We start from the raw sequence: 20,380 nt of genomic DNA, 5'->3' as shown, positions 1-20,380 counted from the left end.
AACGTGGTCCGGCTCATCACTTCTCGGTTCTCGCCCGCACTTGCTTCGGGAATTGTTGAGCGAGCTCCCACGAGATTCCTGGTCGGTCGCCGCGGCGGTGCATCCCAATGTTCAGCACGAGCACGGACCAGACCAGGTGCGGCGATGGTACGCGGACTGTCTCCGGGCAGGGATGCTGCTCCTGCCCGAATTCGACGGGTGGCGCGCCGGGCTCATCGCCGCGGACGTCGTGCTCGGGGACCACGGCTCGGTCACCGGATACGCCGCCGCACTCGGCAAGCCGACACTCCTCGCCACCTTCGACGATGTTCCACCGGGTACACCGATCTCAGCATTGGGCGACACAGCCCGCCGCCTGCCGTCGCGCGGGCCGTTCATGTCTCATCTCCTGGCGGCGATCGAGGAGCACGAGCCTGACCGTTTCGCTTCGGTCGCCGATCGGGTGACGTCGTTGCCGGGACGTTCCCTGACAACACTCCGGAGCCTGTTCTACCGGCTGCTCGAACTCGGCGAACCGGACTCCGAGGTGACCATCGAGGCCATTCCGGCTTTGTCGATGGAGCCATCGGAGCCGGACGTGTTCGCGGACCTGGTCACCGGGCACGTCGACGCGGATTCACGCCTGATCGAGCTGGAGCGCCGACCTGCTGAGACCCTCCGGCCAGGCGCCGGCCCCCGGCCGACCGGTGATGACGAGCAGCATGTGCACTGCTCCATCGACCACCCGGCGCGGTCACTGGTGGCCAACGCCGCGGTCCTGACCGCCCGCGAGACAGATCCCGGCCCAGCTCCCCAGCACTGGTGGCGCGAGTTCTGGCTACGGCACCCGACCTGCGTCGTGGCCTCGGTTCCGGGCGACAGGAACACCCAGGTCCGAACACGAGACGGCGCGTTGATCACCCTCAGAGCAGCTGGAGTGCCGGGTGAAATCCTGGCGTCGGCCGTCTACCTGTGGCATGCCGCGGGGCTCCCCGCACGGTCGCTCGAGCCCGGGTTCTCCCTCGGACTCGGCGGAGAAGTCCACGACGTGTCGGTGGCGAGCTAGACGCCACCGCCATTCTCGATTTCGCGGGCTTTCGCACCGTAGGCAGCGGCATCGGCCTGCCTGTTCAGCTTCTCGGCCAACGCGGCGAGCTTGTCGTACGTCTTGACCGCGTCGGCCCTGACGTGATGTGCGGCGAAGGTATCGGCCGCGTTGGTCCAGCGCTGTTCGGCCTCGGCGAAGTCGTCGCGCGCCCAGGCGACGTCACCGACCAGAGCCTCGCAGCGAGCCACGTTCGACCCGTCCCTCCCCGACCGGCCGAAGAATCGCAGCGCCGCACTCACCAGGGGTAACGCATCGTCGAAAACGCCTCGTTTGACCCCGGCCCGTCCGCGATGCATCAGCAGCAGAGCACTCGCCCGTTCCTGTTGCGCCGGATCACCCATCAGAGGGACAGCGTCAGCGGCCACGCGGAACGCCTCCTGGGCCTCAGCCAGCAGTCCACGGCTCTCGTAGGACAGTGCCCGCCATTCGATCGCGCTGGCGCGGCCTGGTGGGTGGATTTCCTCCGCCAGTGACGCGTACTGCTCGACCTGCTCGTACTCGCCGAGTCGTTCGTGAAGCTGGGCCAGGTCACGGTAGACCTGCCACCGCACCGGCTCGGCGGTCACCAGATCGAGGACTCGGCGATAGACGTCGATCACCTCGGTGCAGCGTCCCGACTGGTAGGCGTACGAACACAGGGCGGTGGCCATGATCGTGGCCGAGCTGTAGTCCCCGTAGTCGGCACACCGGCGAGTGGCCGCGAGCAGGTTCGGCCATTCCACGTCGAATTCCGTCGCCGCCGAGGCGGCTTGCCCCGCACCGGAGAACGCCGGGTCGACCGTCGCGTAGAGCTCCGCCGAGCCTTGCGGCACGGGGCGTGCGGCGAACGACCGATCGAGTGCGGCCGCGCGGCGGATGTACCAGCGGTCCGCCTTGGTGACGGCCGCGATTTCCTCGTCGGCGTCGCCGTTGTCTTCGACACCTTCGACACCAGCGTCACGAGCTATCCCCAGCGCGTGCTCGCGCATCAGGAAGTGATAGCGATACCGCGCCGCACCCGCGTCTTCCAGAACATTCGAGCTGACGAATCGGGCGAGCAGCCGTTTCGCCGCGTGTTCCGGAATGTCCAATACCGCGGCCGCCGCCGCGGGTCCGAAATGGGGCCCGGGTAACAGACTCAGCTGCCGGTACGCCCGCCGGTCGTCGGAACGCAGTTCGCGGTAGACCTGGTCGAAAACGCCCTTCACCACGAAGTCGCCGTTGATGTCGAGTGCTTCCATGGCATTGCGGGTGAGCTGGTCGACGACATCGGCGAGGGTTTCGTCACCGTCGACGAGCCTGCCCGCGGTGACCGCGAGAGCCAGGGGCAGCCCTCCGCAGATCGAGCACATTCGGGCCAGCACTGATTCAGGCACACCTCGGACGGCGTCGCCGGCGATGGAATCCATGAGTTGTAGCGACGCGGCCTGGTCGAAGGCCGGTAACCGGACCTGGACGAACTGGTGGTTGATTTCCAGGCTCTTCAACCTGTTCCGGCTGGTCACGATCACCGCGGCGCGGGATACGTCCCCCAGCAACGGCTCGATCTGCGCGGCGACCGCGACATCGTCGAAGATGAACAGCAGCCGTTTACCGGACATGGCGGTGCGCAGGGCCTGGATCCGGTCGACGGCAGCGGCCGGGACCTCGGTCCAGGGAATGCCCAGCAGGACGAGCAGCCGCCGGGCCAGTTCGTCAGCGCTGGCGGCGTCACGCAGGTCCGAACCCCGTGCCTCGCAATACAGGACCCCGTCGGGGAAGTCGCCTGCCAACCGATAGCCGAGACTGACCGCGAGGACCGTCTTGCCGATGCCCTGCGGCCCGGTCAGCAGCACCAAGAGCGGCTCGCCCTCCGCCAGCGCCGTCGCTCGCAGGGCCGCGACCTCGTCCACCTCGACGAGCCGGTTGATCAACCGGGGCTTTTTCGGCAGGTTCATCGGACTCGATGGCCGATCGGTCACCACGGCTCCCCTCCGTTGTCACACCGTCGGCGACCCTACCGGTTTTCGCGGCACAGAGTGACAGCTTCGACACTTCAGACGACCCAGGCAAGTGCCAACAGCTCGTCGGCGGCCCGGTCCGCCGTGGGCGCTTCCAGTATTTTCTGCCGAAGCCGGCTCACGGACATCCGGATCTGCCTGTCATCAGCGACCTGCTCGATCCGCTCACGCAGCCCCGCCCTGAACGAGACCACCTTGGCGACTCCGAGCTTCTCGAGTCTCACCGCGCTCCTGCGCTGCTCCGCGATTCTTGGATGCACCACCATCGGCACACCGCACGCCATCGCTTCCAGCACGGAGTTCATCCCACCGTGGGTCAGGAACATATCCGCGTGACCGAGCACCTCAGCCTGAGGTATCCACGAATAGGCCAACACATTGTTCGGGAGGCGCCCCAATGCCGCCGCCGGAATCCGGCCAGTCGCCAGGACGACCGTCCATTCCGAGTCGGCGAAAGCGGCCACCAGGCTTCGCAGCTGTTCAACGGATTGGGTGAACACGGTTCCCGCGGCGGCGACAAGAACTCTCGTCCCCCGCACACGATCCCAGGGAATGCCGGGATCCGGGACGGACAGAGCACCCAGCAAAGGACCGATGAACCGGACGCGATCACCCACCACGGCATCGCCGAGGAGCTCCGCCACTCCGTTGACCAGGACCGAACTCGCCCCTCGCGGAATCCGTCGCCCCGACGTCGTACACACCCAGGCCATCCGAACACGCTCCGGGAGCCGGAGGTTCCGGGTCCACGCCATATGCGGATCAACCACGACCACGCCTGCCCCCATACGAGCGATCTCGCCGTGGCAAACAGCGGCCATATCCGATGCCAACCGACGCCGCGAAAGCCACAACCGGTGCCGTTCGGCGACATCACGGCAACCCCATCCAGCCAGCACACGAACCTCGAAAGCAGAATGGACGTCCACCGGCACGACCCCGGCCGAGCGCACCGAGGCGGCGAACTGCCTGCCCGCCACCATCCGCACCCGCACGCCACGAGCGGCAAGCCTCGACGCCACAGCGAGCATCGGCGCCACATGCCCATGCGCCTGATACGGCACGAACAAGAACTCCACCACAAGCCCCCCGGACGCCGGATGGTATCGGACCACCTGTCCCGCTGCCCACAGGCCAGGCGACGCGAAGCCGCTGCCACGCGTAAGCCAGCTGATGGAAAAACTGGTGCGTGCCAAGGGCACTCAGTTTGGTTGGCTTCCACTTCGGATGACTGCGTGTCCTGATGCCCTCGGTTACCCGCTCAGGATTGAACTCGCGCAGCTACTCCGAGGGAGGACTCAGGCCAGCGCAACGCTTCCTGGGGACCGGCTTTACCGTCAGCAGGCAAGCTGAACACTCACTCCCGTACGCCGTCCGGAAGCTGATGGCGGATTCGTATCCGATGCGTCGGAACTTCGGCGATGCGCGAATGAACCTCACGCGCGGATCGGCAGCACTCCGTACCGGTAATGAGCGCGGCGTACGCGACGATCCAGCGGTCCAGGGCGAGCTGACCGATGAGCCCGCCGACGCCTCGGGCTCGTCCCTTCATCGATCTCACTGCTCGACCTGATGACAACCATGGAGGTGGAGCGGGCCCGGGTCCGGAGCCCGCTCCTCCGTCACGCGGGGAGTCCCGGCTGCAGTCCGGGATGGTCACCACTGACCCGCAGGGCACCCAGGGCTGAACCTTGCGGGCTGTCTCCGACGATACGACGCCGGATCGGGCCTCGCATCCGTTGCCGGATCGGCTGAGAAACGGCGACACCCCCGACCAGGTGCGCACGTGCCGAGCCGGCTGTAGAGCCGTCCGGCGAGAGTGGCCGCGAGCTGACCGAGCTGCGCGGTGGGCTTGAGAAGGGCGGCTTGAGAGGGGCGTATTGACCCGGCAGTTCCGCCACGACCTGTGCCTCGGTTTCCGGCAGCGGCGCGACACACCGCTCGCGACGGCCCTGACCCAGCAGGCGTCGGCGTGCTCCTGGTGGTCGCGCACGCCGGTGAAGCCGTGCGGGTCCCGCCGCGCGGTCGAGTCGGTTACCCGGTCCTGCTCTTTCGAGTGATGTCATCTGGCAGCACCCCGCGTTGACCTGCGGATCTGCGGCGAGGAGGTTCTTCCACGCGAAGCCATGAGCAAATCTGTGGCGGCGGGGGTAGACATTCAAGCTTGGGTGTGTGTAGTGTTCTTCTCGTACCGAGAGAGACAACGTCAAGCAGGCGCGGGAGATGACGGAACTACCCGCGAAGTGAGACAAGGCGGCCAGGCAGGACGAAGCCAATCTGTGAACAGGTTTCGACTGGTGGCCGGAGCAGTATTCCGGGATCGAGAAGTAAAGACGCACAGGGCAAGGCCGATCCCGGCGAAGCAATGCAGTCGCAGTACAAGCAGTACGCAGTTACAAGATAGTTAGCAGTACGCAGTTGCACGACAGTTAGCAGCACAAGCAGTACGCAGTTGCACGACAGTTAGCAGTACGTAAGTTGGTCAGTGCAGGACCGGTCAGGTGGCCGGAGCCGATTTCGGACAGGGCTCCGGGCAGTGACCAGCGGCGTGACGCGTGCTGGGGCCGATCAGTGAAAGGGTTCCAGCCGGTGACGTCCACGACAAACGCAGCACAGGAAGTACCCAGCAAGAAAGAAACACCGGAAAGAAGGGACAGGGAACATCATTGGATCGCCCGCCGCGGCTGGGCAGCACTGCCGCGCGGGTACCGCAGTCCCATCAGATTGGTAGGTGGTTCTCGGTTACGACTCAGCGATCTCCACATCGTCCGCCTCTCGGACGGACACCGTGGATACACGAAGTCAGCCTCACAGCCGACTGACAATGGTGAAACCTAACCCCAGGGACCCCGGACGCCTCACGGCATCCGGGGTCCCTTGCGATGCGGAGGTGGAATGATTCCAGACCAACGCGAGACCCCCACACCCAGTGGGACCGACAAATTCGACGACGACCAATACCCCGCCTACACCATGGGCCGAGCAGCAGACATGCTCGGCACAACCCAAAACTTCCTACGCAGCCTCGACGAAACCGGATTCCTCCAACCACAACGCTCAGCAGGCGGACACCGCCGCTACTCCCGCCACCAACTCCGCCTCGCCGCACGCGTACGAGAACTAGTCGACAACGGCACCGGCCTCGACGCCGCCTGCCGCATCATCACCCTCGAAGACCAACTCCACGACGCACAACACCAAAACCACACACTCCCCACCACCGACTAAACCGCCAGGTGTGCCGCAACAGCCCGCGGCACACCGCTTCCGGACGCGCGCTCCCTCATGAAACACAGGTGATCACGAAGATCGTCGCCTCACCATGGCCGCTCCCCCACAGGCCCTGGTCAACCAAGGTCGACGGCCGCCGGCGCGATACCGGTCGCGCCGTCCGAACCCGGGGTTCGGCCCAAACCAGTCGAGGCAGAAGATTACGGCGCCGTGCAACTCGGCGAAAACAGCACCCGGTACGTGCGTGGCGGGCAGTTCCGCGGTCGCGACGACAGCCTGGTTCAGAGCTGACGCTCTTCCCAAGGTGACTCATTTCGAGGCGCGGTAAGGCGAAGGTGGCGTACCGGTGACTCGTTCGATGCCCCCAATGTGACATTGGCGGCGTTGAGCGTCCCCAAAGTCAAGTTGGCACTGACACCTCAAGCGTTCCCCACATAACCGCAGTTCAGAGGCACTTAGGCTGGTCTCGCAGCATGGCGGCATTCAGGCTTTGAAGCCGGTGTGATGGGGGTGGAGCCACTCCACCCCCATCCGCTACCGAGCGGCCGGAACGTCAGGCAGGTTCCAGTGGGTCGAGCTATCCGACTGGTCGAGCCAGAGTCCGTGCATCCCGTCTCGGGTCACTGTGAGTCCCAGCCGTTCCCACGTCGGGCTCCCTGCCGCAGTCCGAGGTCGCCCCGGTCGCACGCCACGACGTCTTCGGCGACGTGGCCTGTGGCGGCGCCGTGCTTCTGATCCTGCAGCTGAGACATGTGCTGCTCCTGGTCGTTCGCCTATCACCGCTGGTAACGCAGCGTGTTGGATACCTCCAGGTTGGCGCGCAGGACTCTGACTTCGGAATGCCGTGATCCCTGACTTCTTCTGCCTTCTTCTGCCTTCTGCCAGCTGGGCTCGCCCCGACGAGGGCACTCGCCCTAATCTGAAGCCATCGGGGCAGAGGAGGGCGTGATGGTGGACAGTGAGTTGCCGCGTACCCGCCTTGACCAGCTGATGAAGCAGAAGCGCATGACGCTCAGAGATCTGATGGACCGGTTTCGGGAGATCACGGGAACTGAGATGTCGGAGCGCCAGGCGTACCGGTGGGTCAACGGCGACCTGAAGAAGCGGCCCTACGCCCACGCTCAAGCCGCACTCGAACAGATCTTCGGTGAAGCCGCTTCTCGGCACTTGGGTCCGGCCGTAGGGAGCGGTCTCGTCCTCCAGGCAAGCCCGATGGAATCAAGCGGTTTACCGCCTGACCACGAGCGGTACGACTGGCAACGACAGGTAATCGCGAGGAGCGCAACGCGGGCACGCGAGTTCCTGAGCAGGACGGAGGTATCGAACGTGGGAGCAGAGACCTTGGACCAACTGACCGACGACGTTCGCCAGTTGACAGTGGCCTACCAGCAGAAGCCATTGGAAACCTTACTGGGCGACATGAGCGAAACGCAGAACCAGGTCTTCGGTCTACTTGAAGGTCGACAACGCCCGAAGCAAAGTCGGGATCTCCATCTTCTCGCTGGTGTCGCATCCGGGCTCATGGCGCGTGCTTCACACGATATCGGCGCGTCGGACGAAGCAATGGTCCATGCGCGAGCACCTTTTACAGCCGCAGACAATGCCAGGCACGACGGATTGAAGGCTTGGGCCAAGGGGTTGCAGTCACTCATCGCTTATTGGGCTGGCCGCTACTCCGATTCGCTCAAGTACGCGCGCCAAGGCACCGAGTTCGCGGAGCGAAGCAGGAACACGTCCGCCGTGTGGCTCGCGTCTGGGGAAGCTCGGTCGCTAGCAGCACTCGGCCAGTTCGACGACGCCCGCCAGGCAGTCGATAGAGCGACCGAGGCGCGCGAACTCGCTCGCAGCGATGATCTGGACGACCTGGGCGGCTTTTGCACGTTCAATCGGCCGCGCCAGCTTTACTACGCCGCGGAAGCGTTGGCCTGGGCGGGGAACGACGCTGCCGCGGCGACCGAGCGATTTGCGCTCGAAGCGATCGCCGCTTATGAAGCGGCTCCGGCCGGCGATCGGGCGTTCGGCGACGAGGCAGGAACACGGTGCGCCCTCGCCATCGCGAGGATCGCCGGAACCGAGTTCGATGGGGCCGCCGACGCAATGACGGGGGTCCTGGAGTTGCCCATTGGCCAGCGAACGCACGGCGTCGTTACAGCCGTCGGGTACGTACAGCGCTGCCTCGCGACGATCGAAGCCGAAGGCCGCACCCTCAATGAGTTGGGTGATTCAATGCGTGCGTTCACCTCTCAGCGACTGGCGCTGTCCCAGTGACCGCAAAGAGCACAGAGGAAGCGTGGACGGGCGTTCAACCGATCGGCGCCAGGACCCAGCTTCGGGAGTTCCGGGAGTCCGACGGGCCTGCCGCGCACCGAATCGTCGGTGATGATCGGGTGACGCATTTCCTCTCATTCGACAGCCGCGATGAAAAAGCAGCACAAGCCATGGTCGACGGCGCGGTCCAGCGTGCGCGATCTCAACCTCGGAACGAGTACTACCTCGCGATCACACGCAGGGACGACGACACCCTGATCGGATTCTGCCGACTCGCCCTATCAGGAGCGCAGGCCGCGAAGCTCGGATACGCCGTGGCCGCAGACTGCTGGAACCGAGGGTTCGCATCGGATGCAGTCTCGACCATGCTTGAGTTCGCATTCACGAATCTGGAACTGCACAGGGTTACCGCAGCGATCGGCCCGGACAACCATGCCTCTCAGAGGGTTGTAGGCCGACTCGGGTTCAAACGGGAGGGCGTTCTCCGCGATCACGTCTTCACCAACGGATCGTGGCGCGATTCTGTCCTCTACTCGATTCTCAGCAGCGAGTGGGCAGAAGAACACTGATCCAGTGCATTCCACAATTTACCTGCGTCAACATCATCAAAATGGCCATAGAGGGCACATTGGGCGCGAATGTGATTCACGCCCAATGTTCCAGCTTGCCAAAATCAGTCCAGGACATCGCGTCCTGGCATTCTAGTTGCAAGAAATTCGATTCATCAGGTTAGGAGATCGCGTGCTATCCCGCTTCGAAATTCGTTGGTGGCTTTCCGACGGGGACGATGGAGAGGACATTGTTGACGTCAGCGAATTGATCGGCAGCTCGAAGAGCGCGGACGACGACGAATGATCACCCTCGAAGAGTTCGTAGCCGCGCTCCCGTACCGCATAAAGACCGAGCGGGAACTGAGCGACCCCATCGAGGTCGCGTCCGACTCGTCTCTCGTGTATGTCCCCAACGATTGGTGGAAGACCGAATCCACGAACCCCAACGCCGAAGACGAGTTCGAGGACATTCGCAAGGAAGACGAGCAGCAGAACGAGAAGAAGTCCTGACCAGGGTGGGGGCACTGGTAACAGCAGCGCCCCCACCTCTGCTATGCCAGTGCGGCGGCAAGAGTGATGTAGCTGCCACCGCCGACGAGAAGACCCACGACCGTACCGAAGCTGACTTCGGCGGTGGTGTGGTCTTTGAGTTCGACGCGTGACCAGCAGACCCAGGCGACGCCGAGGAACAGCAGGGCGAGCCAGGGGCCGTAGACGCTCATAAGCATCACAGTGGCATCGGCCGCGACGATGGCGTGCATCGAGATCTTGAACTTCAATCCGAACGTAACCGCGAGCGCGACCAGGAGGCACGCGAGTTCGGCGGCCGCGAGTGCAGTCATCTCGTGCGGCGCGTTGCCGACGATCAGGACGACAAAACCGAACGCGAGGGAGCCGATGCACGCGGCGAACGGGATGAGGCGCCCGGCACGGTTGGTGACGTGGTGGCTGTCCCATTTCCCTTGCTTGGCGCCGCGCACGATGACGGCCATCGGGATCAGCGAACCGGTGACACCGACGATGAGCCCCACAACAGCGTCTCGCCGAGGTGGTAGCCGGTGACTTTCCACGCGACGACGAGCGGCAGGCCGAGGACCCAGACCCAGGGCGCGAGGACTTCGGTGGCGATGCGTGCCGCGCGCTTCCGGGTCTCGCTGGTCGCGGACTCAGTGGACGGGGTCGGCGGCATGGCTGCTGGTCTCCTTCAGGATCTCAGCGACGGTGGTGGACGTGCTGTAGGCGGTGGCGACCGTCGCGAGCCATGTGGCTTCCTCGCGGTAGTCGTCAGTGGCCTCGCCCGGAGTGAACGGTACCGGCCACTCGGCGTACACCGGTGTCCCACGCTCCGCGGTGCCCAGGGCCGTGGCGATGGTCACGGCCTGCGCGTACGCTCGGTTCGCGCCGGGCCGCCTCGCTGGCTGGAGCGGCGCACGTGGCTGACCTGTGACGACGACGCCTGGCACGTCGAGCACCGGGAATGGTGGCAGCCGGAGCCCGAAAGCATCGAAGTCCTTCAACGACCGCAAGCCGACCACGTACCGACGGTCGATAGTGCGAGCACAGAGAGTACTGGCCTCACGGCCGTGGCCGACCGGCGTACGCTGCGTTTGTGAGTTCCTCACACACCAGCCAGCTCCATGTGGTCCGGTTCCCGGCCAGAGAGGCCTGCAGGTGATCGGCGAGGAAAAAAGGGCATCATGAGCAAACTCGCCTGCGCACCCGGCGCCGAGTCGTTCGTTCACCCCGCCCTGTTCTACCGAGGACCCGAGGAGTACCTGGCCGGCACTGTCCCCTTCGTCCTGGCCGGGATTGCCGCTGAGGAACCCGTCACCGTAGCAGTGCCGGAAGACAACCTCGTCCTGCTACGGGCCGAACTCGGCCCTGACGCCGAACGAGTGCGGTTTCTGGATATGACCATCGCCGGGCGAAACCCCGGACGGATCATCCCTGGTGTCCTTCGCGCGTTCGCCGACGCCCATGCCGGGCAGCACGTCCGCATCATCGGCGAACCCATCTGGCCGGGTCGCACCGACCAGGAATACCCAGCCTGCGTCCAGCACGAAGCCCTGATCAACCTTGCTTTCACCGGCCGGGACCTCACCATCCTGTGCCCCTACGACACGCAGAACCTGGCACCGGCGGTGCTGACCGACGCCGAAGCGACCCATCCGCTTCTCATCGACGGCGCCGGACGGCGGACCAGCGCGGCCTATGACCCCGTGCGTGTCATCGCCGACTACAACCGGCCGCTGCCCGAACCGGCCGACGCCACCGAACTCGCCGTCGATGCCACCAACCTCGCCCGAGCCCGCGCCCTCGCGCGCACCCACGCCGACCATGCCGGCCTGTCCGATGATCAGGCGGCAGACATGGAACTGGTCGTCACCGAGCTGATCGCCAACAGCGTCGACCACGGCGGCGGATTGGGTCGGCTGCGGATCTGGACGACCGACCGGCATCTCGTCTGCGAGGTCAACGACCACGGCGCCATGACGGACCCCTTGGCCGGACGACGCCCCGCAGCGCCCGGCCAACTGCGCAACCGCGGCCTTCTGCTGGTCAACCACATGGCCGACCTCGTACGCCTCCACACTGACGTTCACGGCACGACCATGCGCGTTCATTTCCAGCTGTGATCGGCTAGAGCGCGCGGGCGCCCGTCTTGGCGGAAAAGCGGAACTCGACGGTCGCCGGCAGCGTGTCGAGATCGAGTGCTTGCCGTAATCGGGGCAAGCCGTCGGTGTCGATCCGACGACGGATCTCGGTGACGTCGCCGTCCTGCTCGGCACTGATCACCAGCGCGACAGCCGGTGTGTCGCGGGTACCCGCGAGCGTCGCGTGCGCGGCGTGGACGCCGGGATAGTCCGTCACCTCGGTGGTGAACGGCTCGATCGCGGTGCTCGCGGCCAGCTCCGTGCGGCCGAAGGCGGGGTCGGTTTCACAGCGCCAGGTGTGGGTCTTGGGTTTGCGGGTCAGCTGCGCGATGAGCCATCGCAGCACGAGCAGGCCCAGCGCCACCGCGACCGCGGTGGTGACATAGAGCGCCCAGGTAGGTGGCTGTCCCGTTCCTGGTACCAGCGCGGATTCCGGTTTCAGGACGGTGAGCGTGCCGAAATGGGTCAGCAGGGTGAAGGCGCCGGCCGCGATCAGCACAAGTCCGAAGAAGGCGAGCAAAGTGCGATTGAGGCGGGCGGGCCGGTTGAGACTGGTCATGACGCACTCCTGGCGGAACGGACCCTGACCTTGACGGCCGGGCGGAGGGCGGGATCGATCTGGTCGAGCCGGTGCGCGATCGCGCCGCGGACGGCATCCGCGAGCCCATCGGTGGTCGTCCGCCCGGTACTCACTTTCGCGGCGACCGTGCGGGATTTGAGTTTCACCGTCGCGCCGGACACACCGTCCACCGCGGCGGCCGCGGCGCGAAGGGTGGAGCGATAGCTTCGGCGCGAAGCTCCGGAGTCCAGATCACCCCGCAGCGGCAGGACGGTGGGCTTGCCCGGCAGTGCCGCCGCCAAGATCAGGATCAGCCCGAGCAGAACCACGCCGGCGCCGACGATGGCCGGTATGACGTCGCTCCAGCGCGTGTCGTGCAACGCACCGGCGACTGTGTCGTAGCGAATCCAGGGAGTTTCACCGAGGAGCATCTGGATCGCGACGACCGCGACGAGGGCGCAGGCCGCGAGCAGGACGATCGCGGTGAGGGTCGCGGGGATGCTACGGCGTGGGCGGCGTTTCACTGAACCCTCCTGGTTTCGGCGGTGGCGGTGTGCAGCGCGGTCACGGTGATGTCCACCTGCGACACGGTGAGACCGGTGAACTCTTCGATGCGGCGCATCAGATGCCGTCGGGCGTTTCCCGTGGCGCGAGCGACCGACATCGGATAGCTGACAGAGATCCGGACGTCGAGGGTGGCCGTACCACCGGCGACTTTCGCGGTGACCTTGGCGCTGTTGTCGAGGTCTTCGCCGCCGACGGCGACACCGAGCACACGGCTCGCGGCGCCGCCGACGCCGTCGACCTCGGTCACCGCATGAGCCGCGATCCGTTCCACGGTGCTGTCTGAGATGGTGAGAACGCCCCGGTCCGCGGTGTCGGCTGGAGCCGTCATAGGTGGGGGGCTCGGCAGAGTGGCGGTCATGGCGGTCAGCCCCTGTCGCGGCCGGTGAGCTGCGACAGGTCGAGCTTGCCGTCGAGGACGCGGCCTGCCAGCAACCCGAGGGCGCCGAGGACCAGGACGACGAGGAACGCGCCGAACCCGCCGAAAGCGGCCGCGAGCCCGAGGGCGAGACCGGTGAGCAGGCCGAGATGCGTGGAATTCATGGGTTCTCCTTGGCGTGGATCAGGAAAGGGACGCGTCGGGCACCGTCTCCGGTTCATCGGCCGGCGAGGCGATGTCGCCGATCCGGACATGTACCGGGCGATCGATCGGCCCCACCGCGGTGCGGACGTCGTCGCCGATCTCGACGGCGGTCGCCGGGTAGCGGCCGGTGACGCCGATGGTGATCTCGTCGTCGCGGATGCGGATCCCCGGGATCCGGCGTCCACGCAGCAGGGTGGCGATCTCGCCGAACCGGCCGCTGTGCAGACCCGCGATGTGGGGCCGGGCCTGCACAGCGGTGGCGATGCGGTCGGCGTCGATCTCGACGCCGGGGCTCACTGGACGCGGCCGGTGTCGGTTTTGGTGTCCTCGTCCTCGTCGTCACCGGGGATGTGCACGTCGGAGACGTTGATGTTGACCTCGACGACCTCGAGCCCGGTGATCTGCTCGACCGCGCCGATGACGTTCTTCCGGATCGCGCGTGACAGGTCGGCGATGGACACGCCGTATTCGACGAGGATTTGCAGGTCGACCGCGGCTTGTTTCTCGCCGACCTCGACCGACACGCCCTGGCTCGCCGAGGCCGTGGCTCCGGGGATGCGTTCACGGATCGCACTGAAGGCCCTGGCGGCGCCACCCCCGAGGTCGTACACACCGGAGATCTCACGGGTGGCCAAGCCGGCGACCTTCGCCACGACAGTGTCGGCGATGGTGGTGGCACCCTTGCTCGACTCCAACGCGCCCGTGCCGGTCTTCTCGACCGCGGTCGACTTGCTCGGAGCCTGGGTGGCAGTCGAATTCGTCATGACTTCTCCTCTGCTCGGTTCCTGTGGTCTCAGCGGAAGATCACGGAGTCCATCCTTACTTCCACACCACTAAGACCCGGGTCCGAGAAGATCGTCACGACCCCATCGTGTGACACCCGTCCCTCCGCCCGGGTCAAATCAGGCAGTGCGATCCCGGCGATGATCGACGGCGTCCCGCCGGACCTGATCGGTGTGCGCCCCGATCTCCCCGAGCCGTTCGGCGAAACCGGTGTGCTCGCGCGGAAGGTGGACGCGCAGGTCGGCAAGCGGCGCCAGCAGACCGGTGACGTCGTTCTCGCCCAGCGCGGTACTGAGCCGGTCCGCGCTTTCCCGCGCCTGGGCGTCCAGCCCGTCCAGCGCCCCTGCCTGCCCGGCCAGCTGCCGCAAGATCGCCGAATTGCGCCGGGCCCAGTCCGCCACGGCGCGATCCCCCGCCCGCCGCTCGCGTTCCGCGTCGACCCGCGCCTCCCCCGTGTTCTCGCCGGTGACGGACGGCCGCAACCGCAGGAACCGCCGCTCCGCCGCCTGACGGCTCGCGACCCCCAGCGCCGGAGCGAGCGAGGTCCAGCTGGTACCGCCCGCCCGGGCCGCCGCGATCAGCTCCGGCTCCCACGCGGCCAGTTCTTCACGCACCGCCCTCAGCGCGGCCAAGGCCGTCAAAAGCCGGTCCGGTTCCGCCGCGCCGGACCGGGCCTCGGCCACGACGTCATGCACGGTCCGGATCATCCGCGCCGGGTCTGCGTCCCTCATTGTCATCCCATCGACGACTCAACAGTTGTCATCTTTCCGATGACATGTTAGAACAGTGGGGCGTGTTGACACCAGAGACAACGAACCCAGGAGGTGGAACCCGATGTTGATGCGCACAGACCCGTTCCGTGAGCTGGATCGCCTCACCCAGCAGATGTCCGGCGCCGCGAACCCGGGAACCTGGTCCAAACCGGCCACGATGCCGATGGACGCCTATCGCGACGGCGACGAGTTCGTCGTCAGCTTCGACCTTCCCGGCGTCGCCGCCGACGCGATCGAACTGGACATCGAACGCAACGTCCTGACGGTCAAGGCGGAACGGCGGCCGATCCCCGGCAAAGACGTGCAGATGCAGGTTTCCGAACGTCCATTGGGCGTCTTCTCCCGTCAGCTGTTCCTCGGCGACGCCCTCGACACGGACCGCATCGCGGCCGACTACGAAGCCGGGGTCCTGACGCTGCGTGTCCCGGTCGCCGAAAGGGCCAAACCACGGCGCATCGAGATCACCGGCACCGAGTCCGACCGCAGGAAGATCCAGGCCTGAGTGTCTGGTCCGGTGCGGGGTCCGCGGGCCCCGCACCGGACCAGACCGGGGAAGAAGGGGAATCCTCGTTGACCACGACACTCGTCATGCCTGCCCGCCACTCCCACACCCGCGACGATGTGTGGGGCTATCTCGCCGAAGTCACCGCCGCCCTGGGAATCGGCCTCGAATCCTGCACCGTCGACCACGACAGCCCGGTCTCGGCCTACGTCGCCCTCGACGAGCGGCTCCCCCGCCACCCCGGGCGTGACGTCGCCCTGCTGTGGGACGAAATGCACGGCTGGGCCGCGGCGATCGAGACCCATTCCGGCGAGGACCTCATCGTCCTCCGTTATCTCGGCGGGACCACCGCCACCCCGCCACCGGCCCGGGTCGCGCATTTCGTCAGCGCCTTGCGTGCGGACGACGACCGCGTCGGACAGCTCACTCCGCCGTCGCCACCCATGACGTCCAGGCCGGCTTGAGGGGCGCTTTGCCCCAAGCATGACCGGCTCGGCAAGCGCACCGTTCACGATGATCTCTCGTGTCGACGGCAGCGCTCGAATACTCCTCGGGAACGCCTGACCCCTGGTCGACGGTGACAACGCCACGCGTGATCCTGGGACACGCGAATCCAAGTGGTGTCCGCCTTCACTGAGGACACGCCTGACGCTCTTCGACAAGCGACAGCTCTGAAGGTGATTGCCCGGACACTTCGTTCCCGGGCAACGACGGGCTGGTCCGCGCGATCAGGCGAGGAGATCAAACCCCGAGTCGGCTGTAGAGACGGCTGCCGAGGGTCGCGGCCAGCTGGTTGAGCTCCGAGGTGGGGTCGACCTGGGCGTACTGACCGAGCAACTCGGCCACCACATATGCCTCGATCTCCGACAGCAGCGCGACGCAGCGTTCCCGACGGCCCTGGTCGACCAGCCCCGCGAGAGCGCGGGCGTACTCCCGGTGGTCGCGCACTCCGCTGAGGTCGAACGGATCCTGCCGCGCGATCGAGTCACTCATTCCCCTCGTCACCCTTCCGAGTGTCCTTGGCCGTATGCCCCTCGCCGCTGACCCGCGGTTCCGGGCTTCCGAAGGAGCTTCCCGCCGGAACACGAACAAACTTATGATGGCGAGGGTAGACTCTCAAGCTTGGGTGCGTGTAGTGTTCTTCTCGTACCGAGAGAGACAACGTCAAGCAGGCGCGGGAGATGACGGAACTACCCGCGAAGTGAGACAAGGCGGCCAGGCAGGACGAAGCCAATCTGTGAACAGGTTTCGACTGGTGGCCGGAGCAGTATTCCGGGATCGAGAAGTAAAGACGCACAGGGCAAGGCCGATCCCGGCGAAGCAATGCAGTCGCAGTACAAGCAGTACGCAGTTACAAGATAGTTAGCAGTACGCAGTTGCACGACAGTTAGCAGCACAAGCAGTACGCAGTTGCACGACAGTTAGCAGTACGTAAGTTGGTCAGTGCAGGACCGGTCAGGTGGCCGGAGCCGATTTCGGACAGGGCTCCGGGCAGTGACCAGCGGCGTGACGCGTGCTGGGGCCGATCAGTGAAAGGGTTCCAGCCGGTGACGTCCACGACAAACGCAGCACAGGAAGTACCCAGCAAGAAAGAAACACCGGAAAGAAGGGACAGGGAACATCATTGGATCGCCCGCCGCGGCTGGGCAGCACTGCCGCGCGGGTACCGCAGTCCCATCAGATTGGTAGGTGGTTCTCGGTTACGACTCAGCGATCTCCACATCGTCCGCCTCTCGGACGGACACCGTGGATACACGAAGTCAGCCTCACAGCCGACTGACAATGGTGAAACCTAACCCCAGGGACCCCGGACGCCTCACGGCATCCGGGGTCCCTTGCGATGCGGAGGTGGAATGATTCCAGACCAACGCGAGACCCCCACACCCAGTGGGACCGACAAATTCGACGACGACCAATACCCCGCCTACACCATGGGCCGAGCAGCAGACATGCTCGGCACAACCCAAAACTTCCTACGCAGCCTCGACGAAACCGGATTCCTCCAACCACAACGCTCAGCAGGCGGACACCGCCGCTACTCCCGCCACCAACTCCGCCTCGCCGCACGCGTACGAGAACTAGTCGACAACGGCACCGGCCTCGACGCCGCCTGCCGCATCATCACCCTCGAAGACCAACTCCACGACGCACAACACCAAAACCACACACTCCCCACCACCGACTAAACCGCCAGGTGTGCCGCAAACATCCCGCGGCACACCTCGCACCGGTCGTCAAACGAGCCGGCGATCGCGCGGTTTGTCGTGTTCGTTACAGCCGCCGTTGTTCTCACGGCGTGCCTTTCGGTCAATGGCGGCTCGTCGCCGTTCTCGCCCGGTCACCGCGCCGCTTTCCAGCGGGCCTCGACTGTTTTGGTCGACGAGACGTCGGTGTTGATCTGTACGACCGCCGGGAACGTGAACTCGTCAGGCACCGCCTCGACCGGCCCGGCCAGCTTGCCCCCGCGGACAGGTCGGTTGTTCCTCGGACTCGCTCGTCATGAAGCCACCTCCGGCTACGCGATCCGCGCGCCACCCTGAGTCGGCGCAGCGGTCTTCAAACAACGCAACATCGTGCAACGCTGCTTCAACCGGCTCGAACAGCAGGGAAGGGCGGCCTGGCGGTTCACAGGCCCAGGCTAGTCACGGGCTTCTTCCAGCAGACCTGCCGCCTGTGTGGTCCGCTGGTACAGCACGTAGCGCCCGGCTCTGACTTTGGTGACGAGGCCCGCGCGGTGCAGTGCGCTGAGGTGGTAGGAGACGGTGCCTGGGGTGTATCCGTTCCGCATGGCGAGTTCAGTGGTGGATCGGGCGGTTTCGAGGTCCGTCAGCAGGGCCGCGCGGGCGTTGCCGACGACTTGCGCGATGTTTCCGGATCTGCGGTCCTGGCTGGTTCCGATCCGCTGGGCGGGGTAGTAGAGGACGAACTGCCCGGGGGTGTCGACCTGGATGATGACGTCGGGCCAGCTGAGCACACTGGGGGCGAGGACCAGGTCCCGGCCGGTGACATCGATTTCGCCGTGCCAAGGCTTGGCGATGGTGACCGCGTCGCCGGCCCAACCGATGTCGGGGTGGAGTGCTCCGAGCGTCCGGCCGACGCCCTGGGTGGCGATGGCCGTCGCACGGTGGGCGATGTCCTGATCGATGATCGAGCGCAATTCGGGCCAGCCATCGGAGAGGGTATCCCGCCAGAACCGCGCGAGACCGTTGGCGAGACGTCGCTGCATCCGCCCCGACTCCGCGATCCGGCGGGTCGTGGCCCTCAGTGGTCTGTTCCAGTGGGTCCGGGTGTAGGTGAAGACCTGGTTTTCGAGGTCGTCCTGCGTTGCCGCCTCGATCTGCGCGATCTGCTCACCGAGCAGGTCACGGCGCCGGGCGTCCGTTTTTGGTTGCGGGGTGAGCAGGTCGGGCGTGTAGGTGTCGCCGTTCTGCGGCAACAGGTCCGCGAGCAGGGCGACGTCCGGATGGGCGAGTGACGCGCGGGCAAGTGGTCCGGGGTCTCCGAACACCGGGTGCCGTCCCGACGCGGCGGCGAGTTTCAGCCACGCCATGGACTCCGATGCGGGGGAAGGCGACCACCGCGTCCTGGACACCGTGTCGGCGTCTACACGCAACGTGAGCACCGCGCCGACGGTAGCAGCTGCCGTGGTGGATTTGAACGGGCTCGAATGCTTTCCGGCGCTAGGCCCACACGCGGTTGAGTGGTGTCGCCGAACAACGTGCCCCCTTACCCGATGAACCTGGAAGTGATCGTCATGGTGAGACCGAAGGACACAACGAAGGCGAAGAACCGGATGAGAAAGGTCGGTGCGGCCGTGGCCGCGGTCGCGTCGGTTGGCGGGATGGTCTTCGCGGCGACACCCGCCAACGCCGCCTATCCCACCAGTACCTTCTCGATCGTGGTCGGCGCGAGTTACTACAAAGGCACGGTCACTTGGTACAACCGGTCGGTCGGCGTCGACGGAGCGTTCAAGGCCAGCGGGTACCGACGGATCTACGCGCAGGCGTGGGCAGGCACAACCTGGCTGGGCTGGCGGGGTTCCAGCACCTGGTACAACAAATCCGGGCCCGCGTCCCTTCCCCTCTTCACCGACGTCGCAGGCGGAGCCACCGGGGTCGATGTCTGGATGACCAGCGGAAACCCCGACGACGGCCTCGAGTACTTTGCCTGCTATCGCGGCGTCAGCGTCTGCTCCGGTCCCCATGCGGGGAGGCCCTGGGTGCCGCCCCTCGATGGCTGACCGGCGGTAGCGGCACCGTCCGGCCTGAGCCCGTGACCGCGTATGGGCCCCGTATCCGCCACGTAGGTCAGGACAACTCGGCGAACGGCGGTGGGAACAATCTCCCTGGACGAGGACGTGGCAAGTCACGCACTCCTCGTGGTTGCCAGGTTCCTGCTCCACTCGAACGGCGGATGGTTCGGTAATAGGACACCACCCAGTATGAAGTGACTGCCCGGCCGTCGGGCGTCGCTAGGGATTTTCTAATCCTGGTGCGCTTTCGGGGAAGCGCACGAGCTGCCGCTATTCCGGTCGATCACCCGCAAATGTGTGGCTCCGCGTCTTCGTCACGAGCCGGAATCATGCGTGGTTCCCTCCGGGTGAGGCCATGACAACAAGGAAATGAGACCGGCTTGCCCTGTCGGCCGGGTCCGCATGAGGAAATGTCAATGAGGAGGTCGAACTTGAACGTCCGTTCCCTGGTCGCGACGGCGGTGCTCGGAGCCTGTCACGTTTTTTGTGTAAGCCAGAGGTGATTGCTTACGTTTGTAGGTTATCAGAAAAGTATGCGTCCGGGAAAGATGTTGATCAGTGTGTTGAGTGCCACTTTCCAGCCGTGTGTTCCGG

At 65.6% G+C, this 20,380-nt stretch carries 23 protein-coding genes and 1 pseudogene; 10 read left to right on the top strand and 14 right to left on the bottom strand.

What is annotated here, in order from left to right; genetic code table 11:
• Window positions 1-136 precede the first annotated feature (136 nt).
• Entirely contained in the window at window positions 137-1,045 is a 909-nt protein-coding gene (locus ACM6LU_RS33355; protein WP_414941805.1) for a hypothetical protein, read from the top strand.
• Here ACM6LU_RS33355 and ACM6LU_RS33350 read toward each other — a convergent pair.
• Window positions 1,042-3,027 carry an NB-ARC domain-containing protein gene (locus ACM6LU_RS33350; protein WP_414941804.1) on the bottom strand — a complete coding sequence of 662 codons (1,986 nt, stop codon included), beginning with the start codon at window positions 3,025-3,027 and terminating at the stop codon, window positions 1,042-1,044. The genes ACM6LU_RS33355 and ACM6LU_RS33350 overlap by 4 nt on opposite strands.
• A gap of 74 nt (window positions 3,028-3,101) precedes the next feature.
• Window positions 3,102-4,145: a nucleotide disphospho-sugar-binding domain-containing protein gene (locus tag ACM6LU_RS33345; protein ID WP_414941803.1), complete on the bottom strand. Its 1,044-nt coding sequence runs from the start codon at window positions 4,143-4,145 to the stop codon at window positions 3,102-3,104.
• Between the two features lie 1,816 nt (window positions 4,146-5,961).
• Here ACM6LU_RS33345 and ACM6LU_RS33340 point away from each other — a divergent pair.
• Window positions 5,962-6,294 (top strand): MerR family transcriptional regulator, encoded by a 333-nt coding sequence (locus ACM6LU_RS33340; RefSeq protein ID WP_414941788.1) that lies wholly within the window; start codon window positions 5,962-5,964, stop codon window positions 6,292-6,294.
• Between the two features lie 623 nt (window positions 6,295-6,917).
• Here the strand turns inward: ACM6LU_RS33340 and ACM6LU_RS33335 are convergent.
• Complete coding sequence (locus ACM6LU_RS33335; protein ID WP_414941802.1) at window positions 6,918-7,049, bottom strand: hypothetical protein; 132 nt, start codon at window positions 7,047-7,049, stop codon at window positions 6,918-6,920.
• 196 nt (window positions 7,050-7,245) lie between these two features.
• On the opposite strand from ACM6LU_RS33335, the gene ACM6LU_RS33330 reads away from it, so the two are divergent.
• The 3 genes from ACM6LU_RS33330 (at window position 7,246) to ACM6LU_RS33320 (ending at window position 9,626) form a co-directional block, all read left to right on the top strand.
• Window positions 7,246-8,565, top strand: a complete 1,320-nt coding sequence (locus ACM6LU_RS33330) for a helix-turn-helix domain-containing protein (RefSeq protein WP_414941801.1) — start codon at window positions 7,246-7,248, stop codon at window positions 8,563-8,565.
• Window positions 8,562-9,134 (top strand): GNAT family N-acetyltransferase, encoded by a 573-nt coding sequence (locus ACM6LU_RS33325; RefSeq protein WP_414941800.1) that lies wholly within the window; start codon window positions 8,562-8,564, stop codon window positions 9,132-9,134. Before ACM6LU_RS33330 ends, ACM6LU_RS33325 begins: the two co-directional genes overlap by 4 nt.
• A gap of 282 nt (window positions 9,135-9,416) precedes the next feature.
• Window positions 9,417-9,626: a hypothetical protein gene (locus ACM6LU_RS33320; protein WP_414941799.1), complete on the top strand. Its 210-nt coding sequence runs from the start codon at window positions 9,417-9,419 to the stop codon at window positions 9,624-9,626.
• 41 nt (window positions 9,627-9,667) lie between these two features.
• Here ACM6LU_RS33320 and ACM6LU_RS33315 read toward each other — a convergent pair.
• Window positions 9,668-10,305: pseudogene (locus tag ACM6LU_RS33315) on the bottom strand (hypothetical protein).
• Window positions 10,283-10,579 (bottom strand): DUF6545 domain-containing protein, encoded by a 297-nt coding sequence (locus tag ACM6LU_RS33310; RefSeq protein WP_414941902.1) that lies wholly within the window; start codon window positions 10,577-10,579, stop codon window positions 10,283-10,285. Before ACM6LU_RS33310 ends, ACM6LU_RS33315 begins: the two are co-directional and overlap by 23 nt.
• A gap of 234 nt (window positions 10,580-10,813) precedes the next feature.
• Here ACM6LU_RS33310 and ACM6LU_RS33305 point away from each other — a divergent pair, with 234 nt between their 5' ends.
• The gene (locus ACM6LU_RS33305; protein ID WP_414941798.1) at window positions 10,814-11,752 is read left to right on the top strand and encodes an anti-sigma factor RsbA family regulatory protein; all 939 of its coding nucleotides are present in this window, start codon (window positions 10,814-10,816) and stop codon (window positions 11,750-11,752) included.
• A gap of 4 nt (window positions 11,753-11,756) precedes the next feature.
• Here ACM6LU_RS33305 and ACM6LU_RS33300 read toward each other — a convergent pair whose 3' ends face one another.
• From ACM6LU_RS33300 to ACM6LU_RS33270, 7 genes are all read right to left on the bottom strand, one after another.
• A complete protein-coding gene (locus tag ACM6LU_RS33300; protein ID WP_414941797.1) occupies window positions 11,757-12,329 on the bottom strand; it encodes an alkaline shock response membrane anchor protein AmaP in 573 nt (190 codons plus the stop codon).
• Window positions 12,326-12,853, bottom strand: coding sequence for a DUF6286 domain-containing protein (locus ACM6LU_RS33295; RefSeq protein WP_414941796.1), 528 nt, complete (start codon window positions 12,851-12,853; stop codon window positions 12,326-12,328). Before ACM6LU_RS33295 ends, ACM6LU_RS33300 begins: the two co-directional genes overlap by 4 nt.
• On the bottom strand, window positions 12,850-13,224 hold the full coding sequence (locus tag ACM6LU_RS33290) for an Asp23/Gls24 family envelope stress response protein (RefSeq protein WP_414941795.1): 375 nt from the start codon (window positions 13,222-13,224) through the stop codon (window positions 12,850-12,852). The genes ACM6LU_RS33295 and ACM6LU_RS33290 overlap by 4 nt, the downstream gene beginning before the upstream one ends.
• Window positions 13,225-13,259: 35 nt before the next feature.
• Window positions 13,260-13,436, bottom strand: a complete 177-nt coding sequence (locus tag ACM6LU_RS33285; RefSeq protein WP_414941794.1) for a hypothetical protein — start codon at window positions 13,434-13,436, stop codon at window positions 13,260-13,262.
• A 19-nt stretch (window positions 13,437-13,455) separates the two neighbouring features.
• On the bottom strand, window positions 13,456-13,773 hold the full coding sequence (locus ACM6LU_RS33280; RefSeq protein WP_414941793.1) for a hypothetical protein: 318 nt from the start codon (window positions 13,771-13,773) through the stop codon (window positions 13,456-13,458).
• The gene (locus ACM6LU_RS33275) at window positions 13,770-14,240 is read right to left on the bottom strand and encodes an Asp23/Gls24 family envelope stress response protein (RefSeq protein ID WP_414941792.1); all 471 of its coding nucleotides are present in this window, start codon (window positions 14,238-14,240) and stop codon (window positions 13,770-13,772) included. The genes ACM6LU_RS33280 and ACM6LU_RS33275 overlap by 4 nt, the downstream gene beginning before the upstream one ends.
• Window positions 14,241-14,378: 138 nt before the next feature.
• Window positions 14,379-14,990 carry an HSP18 transcriptional regulator gene (locus tag ACM6LU_RS33270; RefSeq protein WP_414941791.1) on the bottom strand — a complete coding sequence of 204 codons (612 nt, stop codon included), beginning with the start codon at window positions 14,988-14,990 and terminating at the stop codon, window positions 14,379-14,381.
• A 103-nt stretch (window positions 14,991-15,093) separates the two neighbouring features.
• Between ACM6LU_RS33270 and ACM6LU_RS33265 the strand changes: the two genes are divergently transcribed.
• Both ACM6LU_RS33265 and ACM6LU_RS33260 read left to right on the top strand, forming a co-directional pair.
• Window positions 15,094-15,534 carry an Hsp20/alpha crystallin family protein gene (locus ACM6LU_RS33265; protein WP_414941790.1) on the top strand — a complete coding sequence of 147 codons (441 nt, stop codon included), beginning with the start codon at window positions 15,094-15,096 and terminating at the stop codon, window positions 15,532-15,534.
• 86 nt (window positions 15,535-15,620) lie between these two features.
• A complete protein-coding gene (locus ACM6LU_RS33260) occupies window positions 15,621-15,998 on the top strand; it encodes a DUF6292 family protein (protein WP_414941900.1) in 378 nt (125 codons plus the stop codon).
• 277 nt (window positions 15,999-16,275) lie between these two features.
• On the opposite strand, the gene ACM6LU_RS33255 is transcribed toward ACM6LU_RS33260, so the two are convergent.
• Window positions 16,276-16,527: a hypothetical protein gene (locus ACM6LU_RS33255; RefSeq protein WP_414941789.1), complete on the bottom strand. Its 252-nt coding sequence runs from the start codon at window positions 16,525-16,527 to the stop codon at window positions 16,276-16,278.
• 860 nt (window positions 16,528-17,387) lie between these two features.
• Here ACM6LU_RS33255 and ACM6LU_RS33250 point away from each other — a divergent pair.
• Window positions 17,388-17,720, top strand: coding sequence for a MerR family transcriptional regulator (locus tag ACM6LU_RS33250; protein WP_414941788.1), 333 nt, complete (start codon window positions 17,388-17,390; stop codon window positions 17,718-17,720).
• 452 nt (window positions 17,721-18,172) lie between these two features.
• Here the strand turns inward: ACM6LU_RS33250 and ACM6LU_RS33245 are convergent, their stop codons facing one another.
• Window positions 18,173-19,156 (bottom strand): DUF5937 family protein, encoded by a 984-nt coding sequence (locus ACM6LU_RS33245; RefSeq protein ID WP_414941787.1) that lies wholly within the window; start codon window positions 19,154-19,156, stop codon window positions 18,173-18,175.
• A gap of 171 nt (window positions 19,157-19,327) precedes the next feature.
• On the opposite strand from ACM6LU_RS33245, the gene ACM6LU_RS33240 reads away from it, so the two are divergent.
• A complete protein-coding gene (locus ACM6LU_RS33240; protein ID WP_414941786.1) occupies window positions 19,328-19,774 on the top strand; it encodes a hypothetical protein in 447 nt (148 codons plus the stop codon).
• Window positions 19,775-20,380: the final 606 nt, after the last annotated feature.

The organism is Amycolatopsis sp. cmx-11-51, assembly GCF_047608665.1.
GTDB lineage: Bacteria > Actinomycetota > Actinomycetes > Mycobacteriales > Pseudonocardiaceae > Amycolatopsis.
Note: the sequence above shows the minus strand (reverse complement) of the source record. Positions and strands in the feature narration are given on the sequence as shown.